This window comes from Cytobacillus sp., assembly GCF_964223445.1.
In the GTDB taxonomy this organism is placed as follows: Bacteria; Bacillota; Bacilli; order Bacillales; family Cytobacillaceae; genus Cytobacillus.
Genome location: NZ_CAXQGS010000012.1, coordinates 1 through 19,902 on the forward strand (window position 1 = coordinate 1; position 19,902 = coordinate 19,902).

The 19,902-nt window shown below is 42.1% G+C and carries 14 protein-coding genes, 1 pseudogene and 2 riboswitches; of the genes and pseudogenes, 3 read left to right on the forward strand and 12 right to left on the reverse strand.

What is annotated here, in order from left to right; genetic code table 11:
- Positions 1-146: 146 nt before the first annotated feature.
- The 6 genes from ACEQ1T_RS01450 to ACEQ1T_RS01475 form a co-directional block, all read right to left on the reverse strand.
- The gene (locus tag ACEQ1T_RS01450; RefSeq protein WP_370221496.1) at positions 147-1,256 is read right to left on the reverse strand and encodes a DUF4097 domain-containing protein; all 1,110 of its coding nucleotides are present in this window, start codon (positions 1,254-1,256) and stop codon (positions 147-149) included.
- A 694-nt stretch (positions 1,257-1,950) separates the two neighbouring features.
- A complete protein-coding gene (locus ACEQ1T_RS01455) occupies positions 1,951-2,295 on the reverse strand; it encodes a hypothetical protein (protein ID WP_035329260.1) in 345 nt (114 codons plus the stop codon).
- 279 nt (positions 2,296-2,574) lie between these two features.
- On the reverse strand, positions 2,575-3,288 hold the full coding sequence (locus ACEQ1T_RS01460; protein WP_370221497.1) for a GDSL-type esterase/lipase family protein: 714 nt from the start codon (positions 3,286-3,288) through the stop codon (positions 2,575-2,577).
- 132 nt (positions 3,289-3,420) lie between these two features.
- Positions 3,421-6,297, reverse strand: a complete 2,877-nt coding sequence (gene uvrA, locus ACEQ1T_RS01465) for an excinuclease ABC subunit UvrA (protein WP_370221498.1) — start codon at positions 6,295-6,297, stop codon at positions 3,421-3,423.
- A 7-nt stretch (positions 6,298-6,304) separates the two neighbouring features.
- Positions 6,305-8,284: an excinuclease ABC subunit UvrB gene (gene uvrB / locus ACEQ1T_RS01470; protein ID WP_370221499.1), complete on the reverse strand. Its 1,980-nt coding sequence runs from the start codon at positions 8,282-8,284 to the stop codon at positions 6,305-6,307.
- Positions 8,285-8,678: 394 nt separating this feature from the next.
- The gene (locus tag ACEQ1T_RS01475) at positions 8,679-8,915 is read right to left on the reverse strand and encodes a CsbA family protein (protein ID WP_264739583.1); all 237 of its coding nucleotides are present in this window, start codon (positions 8,913-8,915) and stop codon (positions 8,679-8,681) included.
- A 149-nt stretch (positions 8,916-9,064) separates the two neighbouring features.
- On the opposite strand from ACEQ1T_RS01475, the gene ACEQ1T_RS01480 reads away from it, so the two are divergent.
- Positions 9,065-9,340 (forward strand): alpha/beta-type small acid-soluble spore protein, encoded by a 276-nt coding sequence (locus ACEQ1T_RS01480; RefSeq protein ID WP_370221501.1) that lies wholly within the window; start codon positions 9,065-9,067, stop codon positions 9,338-9,340.
- 156 nt (positions 9,341-9,496) lie between these two features.
- Here ACEQ1T_RS01480 and ACEQ1T_RS01485 read toward each other — a convergent pair whose 3' ends face one another.
- The 5 genes from ACEQ1T_RS01485 to ACEQ1T_RS01505 form a co-directional block, all read right to left on the reverse strand.
- Entirely contained in the window at positions 9,497-10,705 is a 1,209-nt protein-coding gene (locus ACEQ1T_RS01485) for a M20 family metallopeptidase (RefSeq protein ID WP_370221509.1), read from the reverse strand.
- A gap of 27 nt (positions 10,706-10,732) precedes the next feature.
- Entirely contained in the window at positions 10,733-11,560 is an 828-nt protein-coding gene (locus ACEQ1T_RS01490) for a MetQ/NlpA family ABC transporter substrate-binding protein (RefSeq protein WP_370221502.1), read from the reverse strand.
- 18 nt (positions 11,561-11,578) lie between these two features.
- Entirely contained in the window at positions 11,579-12,229 is a 651-nt protein-coding gene (locus tag ACEQ1T_RS01495; protein WP_370221504.1) for a methionine ABC transporter permease, read from the reverse strand.
- Complete coding sequence (locus ACEQ1T_RS01500) at positions 12,219-13,250, reverse strand: methionine ABC transporter ATP-binding protein (protein WP_370221505.1); 1,032 nt, start codon at positions 13,248-13,250, stop codon at positions 12,219-12,221. Before ACEQ1T_RS01500 ends, ACEQ1T_RS01495 begins: the two co-directional genes overlap by 11 nt.
- Positions 13,251-13,408: 158 nt before the next feature.
- A riboswitch (SAM riboswitch) is annotated at positions 13,409-13,509 on the reverse strand.
- A 99-nt stretch (positions 13,510-13,608) separates the two neighbouring features.
- Positions 13,609-13,708: riboswitch (SAM riboswitch) on the reverse strand.
- Between the two features lie 67 nt (positions 13,709-13,775).
- Positions 13,776-14,696, reverse strand: a complete 921-nt coding sequence (locus ACEQ1T_RS01505; RefSeq protein ID WP_370221506.1) for a DMT family transporter — start codon at positions 14,694-14,696, stop codon at positions 13,776-13,778.
- A 131-nt stretch (positions 14,697-14,827) separates the two neighbouring features.
- On the opposite strand from ACEQ1T_RS01505, the pseudogene ACEQ1T_RS01510 reads away from it, so the two are divergent.
- Together ACEQ1T_RS01510 and ACEQ1T_RS01515 are read left to right on the forward strand one after the other, a co-directional pair.
- A pseudogene (locus ACEQ1T_RS01510) lies at positions 14,828-16,251 on the forward strand (PLP-dependent aminotransferase family protein).
- Positions 16,252-16,366: 115 nt separating this feature from the next.
- Positions 16,367-17,782 (forward strand): PAS domain S-box protein, encoded by a 1,416-nt coding sequence (locus ACEQ1T_RS01515; RefSeq protein ID WP_370221507.1) that lies wholly within the window; start codon positions 16,367-16,369, stop codon positions 17,780-17,782.
- A gap of 614 nt (positions 17,783-18,396) precedes the next feature.
- On the opposite strand, the gene ACEQ1T_RS01520 is transcribed toward ACEQ1T_RS01515, so the two are convergent.
- Positions 18,397-19,788 carry a cyclic GMP-AMP synthase DncV-like nucleotidyltransferase gene (locus tag ACEQ1T_RS01520; protein WP_370221508.1) on the reverse strand — a complete coding sequence of 464 codons (1,392 nt, stop codon included), beginning with the start codon at positions 19,786-19,788 and terminating at the stop codon, positions 18,397-18,399.
- Positions 19,789-19,902: the final 114 nt, after the last annotated feature.

Sequence of the window (19,902 nt, forward strand, 5' to 3'; positions counted from 1 at the left end):
TAAGAGCTTAGATGACATATAATCCCTTCCTTTATGAAATGCGGAAGCGCCTTGACCACCCCCGACACCTCGAGGGGGTAGGCGCTCCTCCTAAAAGCTGGCGCTTTAATTTCATGCTATCTATCAACAGCCAATTTACTTAGACTTTACCAGGCAGTTGACCGTTTGATCGTGATCGCACCTGTTTTTGAGTCAGCCCTCAGCTTAAGTCCGCTGCCGCTTTCTTTTACAGACTTGAAGCGCAGCATTTTCTGAATCACTTCGCTCTTTTCTTCTATTACTTCAATACCCTCAATTTCAGGATGGAAACTGCCCAGATTAGTACGAAGCTCTCCGCTTACAGCTGCGAAATCCGGAACAAACAGGTCGATGCTGCCCGTCGCTGCCTTCGCTTCGATCCATTCACAGCGTTCATTTTCTGCCCTGCATGTTACATTGCCATTAAAAGATTGGAGTTCGGCTTTTTTGAAGTCTCCTTCAGCTAGAATTGCACCATTTAACGTTTCGGCTTCTACATGATCGATGCGGCTTTTTTGAATGGTAATCTGCCCGTTGGCTGTTTCAGCCTCAACATTTTTACTGTTTAAATCACTAACCGTAATCTTTCCATTGGCTGTTTTCGCTTTAAAGTTTTCCACTGTTAAGTTTTGACTTTCAACCGGGCCATTAAACATGCGGATTTTCACATTTTCATATTCAGATTTTGGAATATAGATAACCGCTTCAAGCTTCATCCACTTTTGCTGAGTGGAAAACCTCAGCCTTTGCCCTTCAATGGCAAAAATAACATCCTTCAGGAAATTTCTGCGTGCTTCATCCTGATTATCCACACGATAGACCTTTGCTCTGCATTCAACGCGGACATCACTTTGCTCCCATGGAATCACCTTAACTGTCCCATTGGCAACATCAATGTCCAGATCTTTTAAGTATGCGTCTGCATGCTGAAATATATGAGAGATCTCAACACTTTTCCCAAAATTAAAATCAAGATCCAAATCCTTCACTTTTTTAAATGCTGAATCTACAAAATCAATGATTTTTTCCTTGGCACTTTGATGCTTTGAGCTGTATGGCTCACCCTTTTTAGCTTCTTCAAACTTAACTTCAGCAGATAGCTCCTTAATTAAATCCTCCTGCTTTTGTTCCATCGTCTGATTTGTTTTTTCAAGCTGCTCCAATAGAGTTAATGCTTCGTCAACAGTAAGCTTTCCATCCTCGACCATTTTCAAAATACGTTTGCGTTCCTCTTTCATTCTTTGGCCCTCCTCTATTATTTTCTATTCTTGTATCAGGACTTTTACCCCTTTAATGATATTCCAGATTAGTACAATTAATAGCAGAATAATTGTGATGCCGACAGCTGCAAGAAAAAATAACGGGATTTCCTGATCATTTACTGTGAATTGGGTCACAGCAGCAAAAACAATAAACGGAACAGGAACCAGCGGAATCAAATGTGATAAGAATGCACTCTAGGCATGCCGCTTCACTTCCGTGTCCTCTGATGCAAAAAATACAATGAGCGGAAAAATAAATCCTGCGAACATAATGCTAAAATAGCTTAAAGCAGACAGAACTTTTCTTGTTTCCATTGTTTTCAGCTCCTTTATCGCAGTCTAACGGGCAGTAAGACCCCCACTTCAAGACTAAGAGAAACCCAATGGAGGATAAGCGGGGGGTCAAACTGCCCATAAAGGCCCGATTGGTTCAACTAACAATCAGCGGGGGATAATAAAACCCCACTGATTGAAGTTTCACTTTAACTGTCATACGGAAATGGAGCGCTAAAAGTTTCAGCCTCTTCTTCATTATAGAAAATCAAAGGAGTATTTTCCTCCATATTTCTAAAAATACATCTGCAGGCTGAGGGGTTCCATAGCCTCGAGTCGCATAGCTTCTTCTATAATAAAAACCGCCTTTCTTGAAAGACGGTTTTATGGTTGTGTCCTATTTATAGGCTGCTGCCAGGTCAGTGCGAGGCGCTTCCTTCTTTTTCACTTCGTCGATTTTATTGACAAACATTTGAAATACTTTTCGTTTTTCATCCAAATCACGTATGTATTCTTTCAATTCATTATACTTTTCTTCAAAAGGCTTATGATACATTTCACGGATATTATCAATAATCTCTTCGTTCACAGTAGACTGGATAACCTGCTTAGTAATTCCATATTTGTAGGAATAAACTTTAAGCTCTTTTTTTACATCCTCATATTCATTATTAATCTGATCCAAAACCTCAGAAATATCTTCTTTCCATTCTTCCAGAGACTTGGCTAAATAATCCTCCATAATGACCTCCCCTTCTGTTTCCAGGCAATAGCTTCCCTTATATAGGAGTATAACGCTGCTTGGTTACACCGATTTTGCTGGAAGATTACATTGTGTTATCAATTAAATGAAGGAAATATTGTCTGTTGAAGTGGGGGTGTTGATTTCCGCTTTCCGCGGGAGTCTCGCACCTTCCGCTCCAATCAACACACAAAAATATCATATTAGCGTTATCACAGCATATAAGAAAACAAAGTCTTGGCAGAAGCGCTTTTTATAAGAATGTAAAAAGCCAAGAACCTAAAATGAGTAATTATCTATAATTTTATCCGCAATCATCTCATATCCCTTTCCGTTCGGATGAAGGGAATCAGCAAAGTACTGTTTCTTATTTTTCCCCTTGAACAGTTCATTGGTAGAAATAAAGGTAATATTTTTATCTTTTGCAGCTTTTATTCTTATGGATTCGTTCCAATGGTCAATATATTTTTCAATCCGGTCGCCGTCCGGATAGGGATTGTATAGCCCGAGAAGGATAACAGGTGCATCACTGTTGGCGGTTTCCAGTGTTTCCAAAATTCCATTCAGTTTATTCTCATATATGTCTTTAGCTTCAACAAGATTTTCGTGATGGAGCGGATACAAATCTCCGCCGTTGCTTTTCAGCAAATCGTTTGTTCCAATATATACGATAAACATATCTGCATTTTTGATATCCTGTGCCACCTTCGGTTTGAGCATTTGCTGGAGGACATCAGAAGATTTATAGCCATACACTCCATGATTTGTTATTGTATAATTATTTTCCGGATATGTCCGATCCAGTTTGCTCGGCAGCCTGCCAATGTACCCCTCTTCCGTTTCATCTCCATACCCGTAGGTAAGCGAATCACCAAAAGCTACAATCGCTTGACTGCTTTCAGCCTTTTTTTCTTCTCCAAAAAATGTAATGGATAGATAGATGCCGATCCCAAGCAAAATTAGGCCTGCTAAAAGGTAGAGTTTATTTTTCATAGTGTATGTTCCTTTCTCGGTTGAGATTAGTGAAGGTTGCTGCAGACGCATGTTCTATACCCATCATCCTGGAGAATTAATCTCTCTTCCATAAAAAAGAAGCAGTACCAAAAAGGCACTGCTTCTTCCTAATTAAGCGTTTGTCACGCCTTCTTTTTCTTCAATTTGCTTTTTCATTCTCAGGCGGTCTCTTTCGAGGATTGGTTTGAGATACTTACCTGTATAAGATTCTGGAACTTCGGCAATTTTTTCAGGTGTACCCGCTGCCAGGATGGTCCCACCCTTATCTCCGCCTTCTGGTCCAAGGTCAACGATATAGTCAGCTGCCTTGATAACATCAAGATTATGCTCAATAACCAGTACCGTGTCACCATTTTCAACAAGACGCTGAAGGACCACGAGCAGTCGTGAGATATCATCAACATGAAGGCCTGTTGTCGGTTCGTCAAGAATGTACAGCGAGCGGCCCGTTGAACGGCGGTGCAATTCGGAAGCAAGCTTGACACGCTGCGCTTCTCCGCCGGACAATGTTGTCGCAGGCTGCCCTAAAGTGATGTAGCCCAGGCCAACATCATAAATCGTCTGCAGTTTGCGGCGGATTTTAGGAATATTCTCGAAAAACTCCAGTGCATCTTCCACTGTCATATTGAGAATCTCTGAAATATTCTTCCCTTTGTACTTTACTTCAAGCGTTTCCCTGTTATAGCGTTTGCCATGACAGACTTCACATGGCACATACACATCAGGCAGGAAGTGCATTTCAATCTTGATGATCCCGTCACCGCGGCACGCTTCACATCGTCCGCCTTTTACATTGAAGCTGAATCGTCCCTTTTTGTAGCCGCGAACCTTTGCTTCATTGGTTGAAGCAAACACATCACGAATATCATCAAACACTCCGGTATATGTTGCCGGGTTGGAACGTGGTGTCCGTCCGATTGGAGATTGGTCGATATCAATGACTTTATCCAGGTGATCAATACCTTTAATTTCTTTATGCTCACCAGGCTTCGCTTTAGCTCTATGGAGCTTTTGAGCAAGCCCTTTATGAAGAATTTCATTGATTAATGTACTTTTTCCTGAACCTGAAACGCCAGTAACGGAAATAAAAGTGCCTAGGGGAAACTTAACATTCACATTTTTAAGATTGTTTTCTTTAGCCCCTTTAATTTCGATAAAGCGTCCGTCATTCTTGCGGCGCTCAATTGGAAGAGGAATGAATTTCTTTCCTGACAAATATTGCCCTGTCAGTGAGTTTGGATCATCCATTACCTCCTGAGGCGTACCCGCAGAAACGATTTGCCCGCCATGAACTCCTGCCCCCGGGCCGACATCAATTAGATAATCTGCTGCTACCATCGTATCTTCATCGTGTTCTACCACGATCAGGGTGTTGCCGATATCCCGCATATTTTTCAGTGTATCAATTAAACGGTCATTATCACGCTGATGGAGACCAATCGAAGGCTCGTCCAGAATGTAGAGTACACCTGTCAGGCGCGAACCAATTTGGGTGGCCAGGCGAATACGCTGTGCTTCACCGCCTGACAAGGTCCCCGCTGCCCGGCTTAATGTCAGGTAATCCAGCCCGACATTGATGAGGAAGCCTAACCTTTCCTTAATCTCACGGAAAATGAGATTGGCAATCTTCATTTCTTTTTCAGACAGTGTCAGATTTTCAAAGAAGCTGAATGCTTCCTCAATCGAATATTCTGTTACATGGCCGATATGCTTTCCGGATACAAGGACTGCAAGGGTTTCCGGCTTCAGACGGTAGCCTTTACAGGAAGGACATGGATGATGGGCCATGTATTTTTCCATTTGCTCCCGGATATAATCAGAGCTTGTTTCTTTATAGCGGCGCTCCACATTGCGGATGACACCTTCAAAATGGATATAATTCTCCCTCACCTGGCCAAAATCGTTTTCATAACGGAAATAAATGCTGTCCTTGGAGGATCCGTATAAAACTTTATCAAGCAGGTGATCAGGAATATCCTTGACCGGCACATCCATATCAATTCCATAATGATTGCAGACTGCCTCCAGCAGCTGAGGATAATATTGAGAGCTGGTCGGTTCCCACGGCGCAATGGCATTCTGCTTTAAAGAAAGATCCTTATTGGGTATTACCAGATCAACATCTACCTCCAGCTTTGAGCCCAATCCGTCACATTCCGTACAGGCACCAAACGGACTATTAAAAGAGAACATTCTTGGCTCAAGTTCGCCGATTGAAAACCCGCATTGAGGGCAGGCATGGTTCTCGCTGAACAGCAGTTCTTCTTCCCCGATTACATCCACCAGCACCTTGCCATTGCCCAGATTCAAAGCAGTTTCCAATGAATCTGCCAGCCTTGGTGCTACGCCTTCTTTTACCACAATCCGGTCTATTACTACTTCAATAGAATGCTTTTTGTTTTTTTCCAGCTCAATCTCATCACCGAGATCCATCATTTCTCCGTCGACACGGACACGGACAAACCCCTGCTTTTTGACATCCTCAAATACTTTTACATGTGTCCCTTTTCGGCCTGATACAAGTGGAGCCATAACCTGGAGCTTTGTTCTTTCAGGATACTCCATAATCCGGTCAACCATTTGTTCAATGGTCTGTGAAGAGATTTCAATATTGTGAATCGGACAGGTGGGACGCCCCACCCGTGCAAATAATAATCGCAGATAGTCATAAATTTCGGTCACCGTTCCCACTGTGGAACGAGGATTTCTGCTTGTCGTCTTTTGGTCAATTGATATGGCAGGAGAGAGCCCTTCGATCGCATCCACGTCAGGCTTATCCATCTGGCCGAGGAATTGCCGGGCATAAGCAGATAATGATTCCACATAGCGGCGCTGCCCTTCTGCATAAATCGTATCAAATGCCAGAGAGGACTTTCCTGAACCTGAAAGTCCTGTCAGGACGACAAGCTTATCTCTCGGTATGGTGACATCTATATTTTTCAGATTATGGGCTCTGGCACCCTTTACAATCAGTTTATCCATCGCCATTTTTACGTCATCCTTCCGCTTTCAGCTCTAATATTAAATCACGAAGCTCGGCAGCCCTTTCGAAATTCAGGGATTTGGCCGCTTCCTTCATTTCTTTTTCCATATCGCCAATCAGCTTCTCGCGCTCTTTCTTGTTCAGCTTGCCGAGCTTTGCTGATGTCTCGTATTCTTCCTGCTCTTCTGCCGCATGGGTTGCACGGATTGAATCCCGTATATCCTTCTGTATAGTCATTGGCGTGATGCCATGCTTCTCATTGTACTCTTCCTGAATGGAACGGCGGCGCTTTGTTTCACTGATGGCTTTTTCCATGCTGTCAGTGATACGGTCTGCATACATAATGACATGGCCATTCGCATTACGCGCTGCACGTCCAATCGTCTGGATGAGTGAACGTTCTGAACGGAGGAAGCCTTCCTTATCAGCATCAAGTATGGTAACGAGAGATACTTCAGGTATATCAAGCCCCTCCCTCAGAAGATTAATGCCGACTAACACATCGTACTTGCCAAGGCGGAGCTCGCGGATGATTTCAATCCTCTCGAGCGTTTTCACCTCTGAGTGCAGATACTGCACTTTAATGCCGATTTCTTTTAAGTAGTCTGTCAAGTCCTCAGACATTTTCTTTGTTAATGTAGTGACAAGCACACGTTCATTTTTCTGAATGCGATCCTGGATTTCACCGATGAGGTCATCAATTTGACCTTCGATTGGACGGACATCAATAGTGGGATCAAGCAAACCGGTTGGGCGGATAATCTGCTCAATCATTTCCGGTGTATGCTCAAGCTCGTAAGGGCCAGGTGTTGCCGAAACAAAGACAGCCTGTTTCACATGCTTCTCGAACTCGGTAAACGTAAGCGGCCTGTTATCCATGGCTGAAGGCAAACGGAAACCATGATCCACTAGCACGGATTTTCTTGCCTGATCACCATTGAACATACCGCGGATTTGCGGCAGAGTTACGTGTGACTCATCAATCACAATTAGAAAGTCTTCCGGAAAATAATCCAGAAGGGTATACGGTGTTGAACCAGGCGGCCTTAATGTTAGATGGCGGGAGTAGTTTTCAATGCCGGAACAAAAACCCATCTCCCTCATCATCTCAAGGTCATAGCGGGTCCGCTGCTCCAGGCGCTGGGCTTCAAGAAGCTTATCGTTTTCTCTTAATTCAGCAAGGCGCACTTCCAGTTCTTTTTCAATGTTCTGGATGGCGACCCGCATTTTTTCTTCACGTGTTACGAAGTGGGATGCCGGGAAAATCGCAACATGCTCACGTTCACCCATAATTTCTCCGGTGAGGGCATCTACTTCACGGATCCGGTCTATCTCATCACCGAAAAACTCTACACGGATACAATGCTCATCCCGTGATGCCGGGAAAATCTCTACTACATCCCCGCGTACACGGAAAGTGCCGCGCTGGAAGTCAATATCATTGCGCTCATACTGAATGTCAACGAGCCTGTGAAGAAGCTGGTTCCTCTCAATTTCCATGCCGGTTCTGAGGGATAGCACCATTTCACGGTATTCTTCAGGAGAACCCAAACCATATATACAAGACACACTGGCAATAATGATGACATCATTGCGCTCAAATAATGAAGAAGTAGCCGAGTGGCGGAGCTTATCAATTTCATCATTGATGCTTGCATCTTTTTCAATAAAGGTATCTGTAGAAGGCACATACGCCTCAGGCTGATAGTAATCATAGTAGCTGACAAAATACTCAACAGCATTGTTTGGAAAAAAGTCCTTGAATTCACTGTATAACTGCCCAGCAAGTGTCTTATTATGAGCAATGACAAGCGTCGGCTTGTTAACTTCTTGTATAACATTTGAAACCGTGAAGGTTTTTCCCGTTCCTGTTGCACCCAAAAGCGTCTGGTGCTTCTTGCCGGAATTAATTCCCTCCACAATTTTTTTGATTGCCCCAGGCTGGTCGCCCTGAGGGGAATATTTTGAGACTAATTCAAATTGATCCTTCACCTATAAGCCTCCCGTTCAAATTACTTTTATCTATATATGAATCACAAACCAGCATTGTAAGAATTAAAGATCCGGGATGCATGGCTGATTTGTCAGTTTTTTACTCAAAACTCATATCACCATTCTACCACAAAGAGCCTAAAACAAACCAACAATATGCGAACGGATATTCGTTTTTTTGTTTTTACAGGGAAAATATTGCTTGGGAAATATGCCGAATTATCGAGGGGGGTGTCGAAGCAAGGTTAATCAAACGTTTGATTAACGGGGTGTAATCCAATCAATCGTTTGATTGATATTGATGAATAGCTGATGCTACGCAAGCATAAATTCAGATGAAAATTCATTAAACAAAAAACCTGTCGATACGTTTGATCGACAGGTTCCGCAAGAATTATTCCGCACTTAGTTTTGTTTTGGGCTTCAGTTTTTGAGCGTACCAAAACCCGACAGTCAATGAAAGTGCGTCTATAACAATTAAGGCAAATGAATTTGTATAGCCTTTATAGACAGAAGCAGCAATCAGTCCCACCGTTAATACAAGCCCAATCACACGATTATAGCTTACTCTCGTAAAGAGCAATACCAGCAGGCCAGGCAGCAGCAGAGCTGACAAGTATTTTAATGCCAAACAAAACACCTTCTTTTGTTTATTCACAATGATTCAGGGTTTCTAACATTAGAATATCTTCTCATAAGAAGATGTACAAGTTTTTTCAGTGTTATTCCCTATGTTCTTTCACATAATAAGAAAAAGTACTTATTATGGAGGAATGTATCATGGCAAGAAGAAAAAGACGCCCGCTTGTGCCGGAATCAAGAGCGGCATTAGACCAGCTGAAAAATCAGGTAATGGCAAACCAGGGATACCATGTTGACAATGAAAACCCTGATGGCGTGAAATATGAAATTGCCGAGGAGGCCGGTGTGCCATTGAAGCCGGGCTATAACGGCCGTCTTACATCCAAACAGGCAGGAACAGTGGGCGGGAAGATTGGCGGAAGTATGGTGAAGGAGCTTATTCGGATGGCACAGGAACGGATGAAGGAACAGTAGGTAATCGTGAACTTTAGGAAAAGAAAGATGAAATCGAGGGACGAGCAATCAATTGGAGGAGAAAATTCAGCATTTTGAGGCCGAACAACACTCCAATTTGAGGAAAAGACTCACTAAAGTAAGGAAAAGCTATCCCGCAAAGGATAGCTTTTGTTCTTATTCAGCAGCTTTCCGTTCTAGAAATTCCTGTTTAATGGATTTAAGCAACTCCGGATTCGTTACCAGCTGGAAGGCAGTCAGTGCGAGCCCTTTTGCTCCGGTTATCAGAGCTTCGTCGCCTTTTTCAGATGCTGCAGCCTCACGAAACGGAACTGTATGGGCAACAAGATCATCCGCACCAATTTTAATATAAGGATGAATGGTTGGCACCACTTGGCTGGTGTTGCCTGCATCCGTTGAGCCGATTCCATCTCTGTCCCCTTCAACGACCGTTTCTCCCAAGTCTTCAATCACTTCTTTAAACACCTGGTCATATGTCTTGTTTAACAGCAGGTTATCAACTTCATTTTGAAAAGCAATAACATTGAGCTTTGCTCCTGTTGCCAATGCGGCGCCTTCAGCGACAGCTTTAACCTTCCGTGTTACCTCATTAAGACTGGTTCTGGTTGTAGCACGGATGAAGAATCTGGCTTTTGCATACTCTGGGATAATATTTGGAGCATCCCCGCCATGAGTAATAATGCCATGGATTCGCACATCATCCTTTAATTGCTGACGAAGGGCATTAATTCCGTTAAACAGCTGAATAACTGCATCAAGGGCATTGATTCCTTCCTCCGGTGAAGCTGCCGCATGGGCAGGCTTTCCGATAAACTCGAAGTCAAGCGGATCAACTGCCAGTGATGAACTGGTCAGGCGGGTATGGTTTGATGGATGAACCATCAGGGCAGCGTCAATGCCTTCAAGCAAGCCATGCTTCACAAAGCTTCCTTTTGCACTTCCATTTGGACCGCCTTCTTCTGCCGGGGTTCCAAATACTACTGCTTCCCCACCGGTCTCATCAATGACCTTGCTCAATGCAATGGCTGCTGCCACACTTGTCGTACCTATGATATTGTGACCGCATCCATGACCCAGCCCGGGAAGGGCATCATATTCTGCAAGGAATGCAATGGACGGCCCCGGTCTATCGGATTTCTTCCGGGCGAGGAAAGCTGTTTCATGCCCGGCCACTGCCCGCTCTACTTCAAATCCTTCCTTCTCAAGGATGCCTGAAAGCAAGCCAGAGGCAAAAAACTCCTCATTCCCTATTTCCGGGTTTGCATGGATCTGGTGGCTTGCGGAAAGATAAAGTTCTTTATTATCCTCAACATTTTTCTTGATTGCTTCTTTTAGTTCAGAAAGTGCTTTTACAGGTGCCGCCATCATTGTTCCTCCTTTATAAATAATTTTTTACCAGCCAATTTCACTTAAAGGTATGAAAGTCGGGATCATGCTTCCGTCATATTCTTTCGTGATGAAATCAGCTACATCATCTTCCTGGTAAAGTTCTGCAATTCTCTTAAGCGTTTTGTTATCTTTATCTTCTGTTCTGACAGCAATGATATTTACATACGGAGTAGCGGTTTCGCTTTCAATAAAAACTGAATCCTTAGTTGGGTTAAAGCCTGCATCTACAGCAATTCCGTTATTGATTACAGAAGCAGAGACATCTGGAAGTGCACGCGGCGTCTGTGCTGATACCATTTCTACAAATTCAAGGTTCTTCGGATTTTCAACGACTTTATTCAAGTCCAGGTTTCCGTCATAGTCCTCGGATAATCTAATCAAGCCGGCTTCCTCCAGTAAAAGAAGGGCTCTTCCGCCATTTGAAGCATCATTTGGAATGGCAATTTTGCCGCCTTTCGGAATGTCTTCCACCGATTTTACTTTTTCAGAATAAAGGCCCATTGGTGCTAATACAGTTGTCGCAATTGGTGTAAGATCCATATTATGCTCTTTAATAAAAGTATCAAAATAAGCGACTGTCTGGAATGCATTTACATCAAGATCACCTTCTGCAAGGGCAACGTTTGGCTGTACATAGTCAGAGAATGTTACAACCTCAATTTCAATGCCTTCCTTTTCAGCCTTTTCTGCAATAAAGTCCCAGATGCGTGTATCAGATCCGCTGACACCTAATTTAATTTTCTTGGTCTCTTCTCCGCCAGTTGTGCTTGAGCATGCTGCAGTGAACACAGCCAATGCTAAAATAATGAATGATAAAAATAGTTTTTTCATGATGTGTTTCCTCCTCATTTATCTTCTTCTGATTTTTTTGGATATGATATTTCCGAATGACTGCAGGCCTTGAACCATGACCACTAAGATTGCAACGGTAATCAGCATGACGGTTGTATCGAATCGCTGATAGCCATATGTAATGGCAAGGTCACCAAGGCCGCCGCCTCCGACCGCCCCGGCCATGGCTGATGCTCCGACCAGACCGATTGTCGCAATTGTAAAGCCTAATACCAGCGAACTGAGCGCTTCAGGAATCAGGAACTTTAAAATGATCTGGCCAGGTGTCGCTCCCATTGCTTCTGCAGCTTCAATGACTCCCGGATCAACCTCAAGCAATGAATTTTCTATTAATCTCGCAATATAGGGTCCTGCATAAAAGACAAGCGGCACTACTGCTGCAGCAGTTCCAATCGATGTCCCGACAATCATCCGGGTGATTGGGATGATGGCTACCATTAAAATGATGAAGGGGACTGATCTGAAAATATTAATAATGCTGTTTATGATGTTAAAAACAACGGTGTTTTCCAGCAGATGCCCTTTCCTTGTTACGACAAGCAATATGCCAAGCGGCAGTCCAATAAGAGCTGAAAACAGCAATGAGAAAGCCACCATTTGGATCGTTTCAATTAAGGCTTCGATGATTTTTTCCTGATTAACTAGCACGTGTTGTCACTTCCTTTATAGAAACTTTTTCCTGGCTGATGTACTGGATAGCACGTCTGATTTCACTGTCCGGACCCTGGAATTCGACAATCAGGTTGCCAAACGGTGTTCCCTGAAGTTCAGTAATATTTCCAAACAGGACGTTGAAGTCGATATTAAACTTTTTGGCAACCTGCGAAAGGAGCGGCTGCCCGGCAGAATTTCCAACAAAGTTGATTCTAAATACCTTTTGAAGACCTTGCTGTCTTTCGATCACTTCTTTAATGGAGTCAGGTATTTGATCATTCATAACCGTGCTGACAAAGTTTTTCGCTGTTTGTGTTTTTGGTGATGAAAAGACATTAAAGACGGTTCCTTCTTCGATAATTTTTCCTGCCTCAATAACAGCGACACGATCACAAATCTCTCTGATTACAGACATTTCATGGGTAATGATCAGAATGGTAATATTGTATTCTTTATTTATTTTTTTCAGCAGCTGCAGGATCGAGCTGGTTGTCTGAGGATCCAGTGCTGAAGTCGCTTCATCACATAATAGAATGGAAGGCTGGGTCGCCAGTGCCCTGGCAATTCCGATCCGCTGCTTTTGTCCGCCTGACAGCTGATCGGGATAGCTGTTCGCCTTGTCGGCGAGCCCCACGAATTCCAATAGTTCATGAACACGCTTTTTGATTTCATCTTTAGGGACCTTAGCCAGTGTGAGCGGCATCGCAACATTGGCAAACACTGTTTTCGAATTTAATAGGTTAAAATGCTGAAAGACCATTCCGATGTTTCTTTTCACTTCGCGAATTTCCCTTACAGATAAAGCCGTCAGATCATGTCCGCTGACAATAACCTTTCCTGAAGTCGGTTTCTCCAGCCAATTGACACAGCGGATCAAAGAACTCTTTCCCGCACCGCTGAAGCCGATCACACCGAAAATCTCACCCTTGTTAATCTTTAAGTCTATTCCGTTTAAAGCAGCTACCTGCTGTCCTCCGCTTTCATAGACTTTCTTTAAATTCTGAAACTCTATCATTCAGCATCTCCCCTTTGATGGTGACAGGTATTTATACCACTTTAATGAATTGGTATAGGTACCTGTCACTTTTTATTCACTAACTATTCCTATGCGAAAACTAAGAATTATATCCTGAAATTTACCCCTTCCATCAGAAGAGGTTTTTTGAAGGCCCCTCCTTATCTTTCAGGCTTTCGCCTGCTGGATTTGGCACAGTGCAGTCTGCCTGCTGCCGAAGCTTCATTGGGCCAGGCCCCTCTGCTTCTCTCGATAAGAATTATTCATATGTTTATGAATAGAATCTCGCTGCATTTTTCCGGTAAAATAAAAACCCTCTTCTAAAGAAAGAAGAGGGCAGCATTTATCAATGGTCCTCTTCTTATCTTTCAAGCTAAGCTTGCTGGATTTGGCACGGTACACTTTTGTCCGCTGCCGAGGTGTCATAGGGCCAGTCCCTCAACCTCTCTGGATAAGAAGATTTTTATTATTTGGTTGTTTAATATGTTTATTACTTTACCACAATAAAGAAAAGGATGTCAATCATTATTTTTTAATATTTTCACCTGGTCCATTTTCATAAGTTTCTGTCACTTTAACAGAGCTCTCTTTACGGTGAATAATCATCACACCTGCTAGAGTAATCACACCACCTGCAATTGATAACATAGCCGGCACCTCTCCCAGCCAAACCCAGGCAATGACAAACGCTATTGCTGGTGTCAGATAAAGAGAGCTTACCGCTTCAGAAGTCCCTCGTATAGACGCAAGAAAAGCGAGGGCAATATATGGAATTACCGTTGGAAAAATCCCCAAATAAAGGACACTAAAAGTGGATTCGGCCGTCGCATGAAAGATCTCACTACCAAGCCCTGGAAGATAAATCAGCATAAAACTAGTCCCTGCCCAAACGGTATATGATGTAAATGACAAAAATCCGTACTTATTAAAGTATTTAGCCTGAAACACGAAATAGATGCTTTCTGAAACGGAAGCAAGCAGGACAAATAATATACCGGTTTGGATTTCAAACCCGCCTCCTGTACCAAGGGAAATAAGTACCGCACCCGCAAAACTGACTGCGGAACCAATCCACCTTACCCTTCCAAATCTTTCCCTTAAAAATATAGCAGCCAAAGCAGCCGAAAAAATCGGAGTCATTGATACAATCAAGCTTGCCGGCCCGGAGCTTACTGTTTTTTCCCCAATGTTGAGTGCAATATGATAAACCGTAAAACCAAGAAATCCAAGTATAAGAATAGGAGGAAGGTCTTTTATATCCGGAAGACGCATCTTTGTCAGCAGCGCTAAGACACCAAGTGCAGCGGAACCAATTAAAAGTCTAAAAAGGGCGAGGTTCTCCGGGGAGTACGATTCAAGTCCAGCTCGAATTCCCGGGAATGCGGATGCCCAGAGAATGATGATAGAACTATGCGCCCCGATAATCATAAATTTCTTATTTGCCAACTTCATCCCCCTTATCAGCATTTCCAGCCATTTTCTGTGCTGCTTTTCAGGATAATCAATAACTGATACAATGTCCTCAACCAATTAGAAAAGAATTTTGCCAGCCAATTTTTATGAAGGCGGTTATATGGATGGATACAGCACAATTGCCAAAATATCAGCAGGTTATAGAAACTATTAAAGGAAAGATTTCCAAAGGTGAATGGCCAATCGGAAGTAAAATTCCAAGCCAGCGAAAACTGGCTGAAGAGTTTGGAGTAAACCGAAGCACAATTATCACTGCTCTGGAAGAACTTGCAGCAGATGGATTAATAGAAGGGAAAACGGGGGTTGGCACTAAGGTTATTAATAATACATGGACTCTGCTCGCTTCAAGGCAGTCTGCCAACTGGAGTGAATATATCGATACAGGGATACACAGAGCCAGCGAAAAAATCGTTCAAGAAATTAATGACTTAGAAATGGATCCTGCTTTTATACAGCTCAGCAAAGGAGAGCTTTCCCCTGAAATTTTCCCTGTGGAAACGATGCAGAAAGTTCTAAAGGAAGCTGCTGATGAATTGAGTGAACTCGGTTATGAGGAACCAAAGGGGTATTTGCCATTAAGAAAGGCAGTCAGTGAGTATTTGGCAGCATCCGGAATAGACGCTTCTCCTTCCTCGATACTTATTGTTTCTGGAGGGCTGCAAGCCCTGCAGCTTATTTCACTGGGCCTTGTGCAAAGAGGGGTACCCGTATTTCTGGAAAAGCCCTCTTACTTATATTCTTTACAGCTTTTTCGGTCATCAGGCATGAATTTAAAAGGATTGCCGATGGATAAAGAGGGAATTATCACGAAAAGCATCTCTTTGAAAAAATATGAAAAAGGGAAATCCATTTTATACACCATTCCTTCCTATCATAATCCTACTGGAATTTTAATGACAGAAAAAAGAAGGAGGGAGCTGCTTGATGATTGCAGAATAGAACAGCTGCCAATCGTGGAAGACGATATTTATCGTGAGCTTTGGCTTGATGAAGCACCCCCTCCGCCATTAAAAGCAATGGACAAAACGGCCAGGTTCTTTATATGGGAAGCTTGTCAAAAACATTGAGTCCCGGACTTCGAATAGGCTGGGTAGCAGCACCTGAACCTGTTATCGACCGGCTTGCCGATCTTAAAATGCAGACTGACTATGGTTCAAGTTCACTATCACAAAGGGTTGCTGAAAAATGGCTGTCCACGGGCCTTTATCAAAAGCATATGGAAAGTGTACGTGAGCAGCTGAGAATTCGTCGTAATACTGCCTTAAATACATTAGATGCTCACTTGTCCGGGATAGCCGAATGGAATTCTCCGGAAGGAGGTTTTTTTATATGGCTGAAAGTACCGTCCAGTATTCCAATTCGAAGCCTCTATCGGCAGGCAATTTCAAGAAAACTGCTGATAAATCCGGGCAGCATTTACAGTGACGGGCCAATTCATTTTATACGAATTTCATATGCTTATGCCTCGCTGGAGGAACTGCAGAAAGGCATATTCATCCTTGGAGAGGAAATTAGAAAGTTCCTATGAGAATAGTACCTATCAAGGTATCCTTCTCACAGAGTGAAATTTATCCTATATGTCAATCCAAGCATGTATTGTATAATGATGGAAAAGTGCCATTTTTCAAAAAGGAGGGACAAAAATGATCATGACCGAGAATCCTGCAGATTTATTCGCGGACAAGGTGGAAGCGAGGAATCTGCAGCTGGCCATTCAGCATTCCAGCGATGTGATTGCAAGAGTGACAAAAGAAGGCATTGCTTTATATGTCTCCCCTTCCTGCTTGCCAATGCTGGGGTATTCGCAGCAGGACTTTTATCGAAGCAGCCTTTATACATACTGCCATCCAAATGACCGGGACCTTTTAAGAGATGCATTGACCGAGCTCGAACAGCTTCCGCATAAACGGGAGACCTTTCGCTTCAGGCATAAGGAGGGGCATTATCTGTGGCTTGAAGCCAATTTTTCAGTCATTAATGACGATAAAGAAATGATGTGCATCATCCGGGATATGACACAAAGAATTATCATGGAAGAGGAAATTCTGGAAACACAGGAGAAGTACCGCTTTCTGGTGGAGTACTCCAAGGATACGATAGGAATGGTGACACAAAAAGGGATTTGGACCTACATCAATAATGAAGGAAAGAAGCTTTTTGGATTCACGAGCATCAAAGAGATGATCGGCACCTCCCTCCACGACTACACTCCTCCTTCAGAACATTCTACCCTCGATGATTTTCTGCAAACAAAGCTAAGTGTAAATTTTGAGCTTAATCTGATCCGGACTGACGGACAAATGAGAAAAGCCGAAGTCCAGCTGATTCCAACCACTTTCAAGAACAGAAAGGTCTACCAAATCATTATTAAAGATGTGACCGGACAAAAGAAGACGGAAGAAAAGCTGCAGAATGCCGAAAAACTTTCGGTTGTCGGTCAGCTTGCCGCAGGCATTGCCCATGAAATCCGCAACCCGCTTACAGCCATAAAAGGCTTTACACAGTTATTATATGAAGATCATAAAGGCGATTTCGCGGAGGTCATCCTAAGTGAGCTGGAGCGGATTGAAGGCATCGTCAATGACCTGCTCGTTCTCGCCAAACCCCAAATAACCGAAATGGAAGAAACCTGCCTGACAAACGTTGTAAAAAGTGTGATCACCCTCTTAAACAGCCAGGCAGTTATGGAGAATATCATGATCGAACTAACACAGTCACCCGGCGAGTTTTATGTGAAATGTGAAAAAGATAAAATTAAACAGGTGCTGATTAACATCATTAAGAACTCAATTGAAGCCATGCCGGTGGGCGGAAAAATAAACGTGGATATCCGCCGGGAGGACCATTCTGTCATCATCAGTGTTGAGGATGAAGGAATTGGCATACCCGAAGAACGCCTTGCCAAACTGGGAGAGCCGTTTTACAGCACAAAAGAAAAAGGCACAGGCCTTGGCATTATGATCTGCAAAAAAATCATTAAAAACCATGGCGGTAACCTATACATCCACAGCAGGGAAAATGAAGGAACCACGGTCCGGATTACTTTGCCGCTAGCCTGAATGAAAGAAGCCAGATGCCTGAGTAAGTAGTTCGTTTGTGAAGTAGAAAAACCGAATTCGCAAGGTTACTATCAAACGCATAATTTTAGACAACAAAATCACATAGAAAAACGCAGAGGTTTAGTATTCCTCTGCGTTCTAAAAATCTACTGACTTGTTCTTCGGCTAACGTACCTGATAGTTATGGCATAGAAGTAACTGCTAAATGTATCAAACCTGTTACTATAACCAAAAACACCATAAAGGAAGTTGAATATAACATAAGTTTCCTCATAATATTTTTTTCTTTTATCTTTTTAAAAGCAATAAACCCTAACAAAATCGAAATGAGCCATATAATTGTACCCAACGGAGAAAATAAATATGATGAATTTACTATCCAAAATACGGTAACGAGTAAGTAAAAGAGCATTAAAACCCAGGATAATCCTTTCATCTTTCTCCCCCAAATTCTATTATACAAATTTACGCTCTTGTTGAATAATATTGCACCGTTAGTATAAGTACACTTTCTCACATATTCTACATATATAATTTAACATAAGTCTTCATTCCCCAATTAAAGAAGGTTCCTCTGGAAACCTTCTTAGTATATTACAATTACAGTTGTTCCATTATGAAACTTTTATATCCACGCCAATCTTTTTCCTTGCAACACAAACTCCATTCTTAACTATAAAACATTCTACATAATGATCCCCTTTAAAAGAAGTTACTTCTGTATGAGTTAGTTTGTTTGTTTGTATAATTTGTCCTCGCACACAATCTTCTTTCTTAGCAATTTCCCCTTTGTTTTTTACCTTCCAATAGACTTGGAAAGGGGAAGGTGTGTCAGTACGAGCAACAAAATTCAAATCATGTCCTGGTAACAATACTTTTCTTTGACGGCTCATGGATTGAATCCACCCGACTGTGTTTCCATTTCGGGCAACTTTGCAATCCAGTTCAAGCCCATATTGAATATTTACAGGCATCATATTGTGTATAAACTCTTCGGTTTCCTTATAGTCAATATAAACTTCTGACTCAAAAAGAGTTCCATACGATTTAGAAAATCTTTGCTCCTTATCTTTCTGCTCTGTCCAATATTCATGATTAAAAAATGCTTCCCAAGCTTCCACTGCTTGTTTATAAGTGCAAGAGTCAGCGAATAAAATATCCAACTTTTCAATTTTATCCTTTAATCGATTATAAAGATTATCCATTTTGGTACTATCTTTATTCACCAATTTTAAACTGCTGTCAGAATCGGTTGGATTATAGACTTCCTTATCAAGAGCCAATCTGTCTCTTATACCTACAATAACATGATAGAAACGTTCATCCATCCTATCGTACGATTCAAAAGCTCCATTTTGTTCATTTGCCAGAACACTTAAAATCAACCCACCAGGCATGTTTTTCCAACTGTCAGGTCTTGATTTACAAAACATTTTTAAAAGTCGAACGACCTCTCTCAACTTATAGTTCTTTGCTTTGTTTTCATCCAAAAACCATTGGGTAATTGTTCGTGGATTTCTTTCTCTCCATTCACTTCCGCAGTGTTCATAGATGTATTTATCATCTGTTTCTTCCTTTTTATATCTTCTATATATTGCAAAATCAATATGATAGCCATCAGCATAGACAATTCGCACACAATTAGTTTTAGCTTCTGGCTCAGTGTTGAATTGCTTACATTTTTCTTTAAGAGCATTAACAATCATATTTTTTGTTGCAGTGGTTCCCAATGTACCAAGATTGTCTTTTTCAAAGATGATAGCTACATCAATATCATAATCATTACTTTCATTTTGAGTCACAGTTGACATTGCCACACTACCTTGAACAACAGGCTCTTCTGCCAGTTTATAATCTGTCTTATTTTTTTCGTTATAGTCTTTGAGTCCTTCTTTTAGCCGTTTAATGTTTATATTCTTTTTATTTAATAGATTGTTTTTATCCGCTTTCGGTAAAACAACATGCTCACCATAAAACTTTTTAACCTTGCTATTCAGATCGTACATGCTCTTTATCCCCCGTTTATTTTTATGGATACCGTTTCCCCAGGCTTTTTCAGATTAATCGCCCATTTATATTTTGGAGTTGCCATGCTAACATGGTTATAAATCCAAATTTCT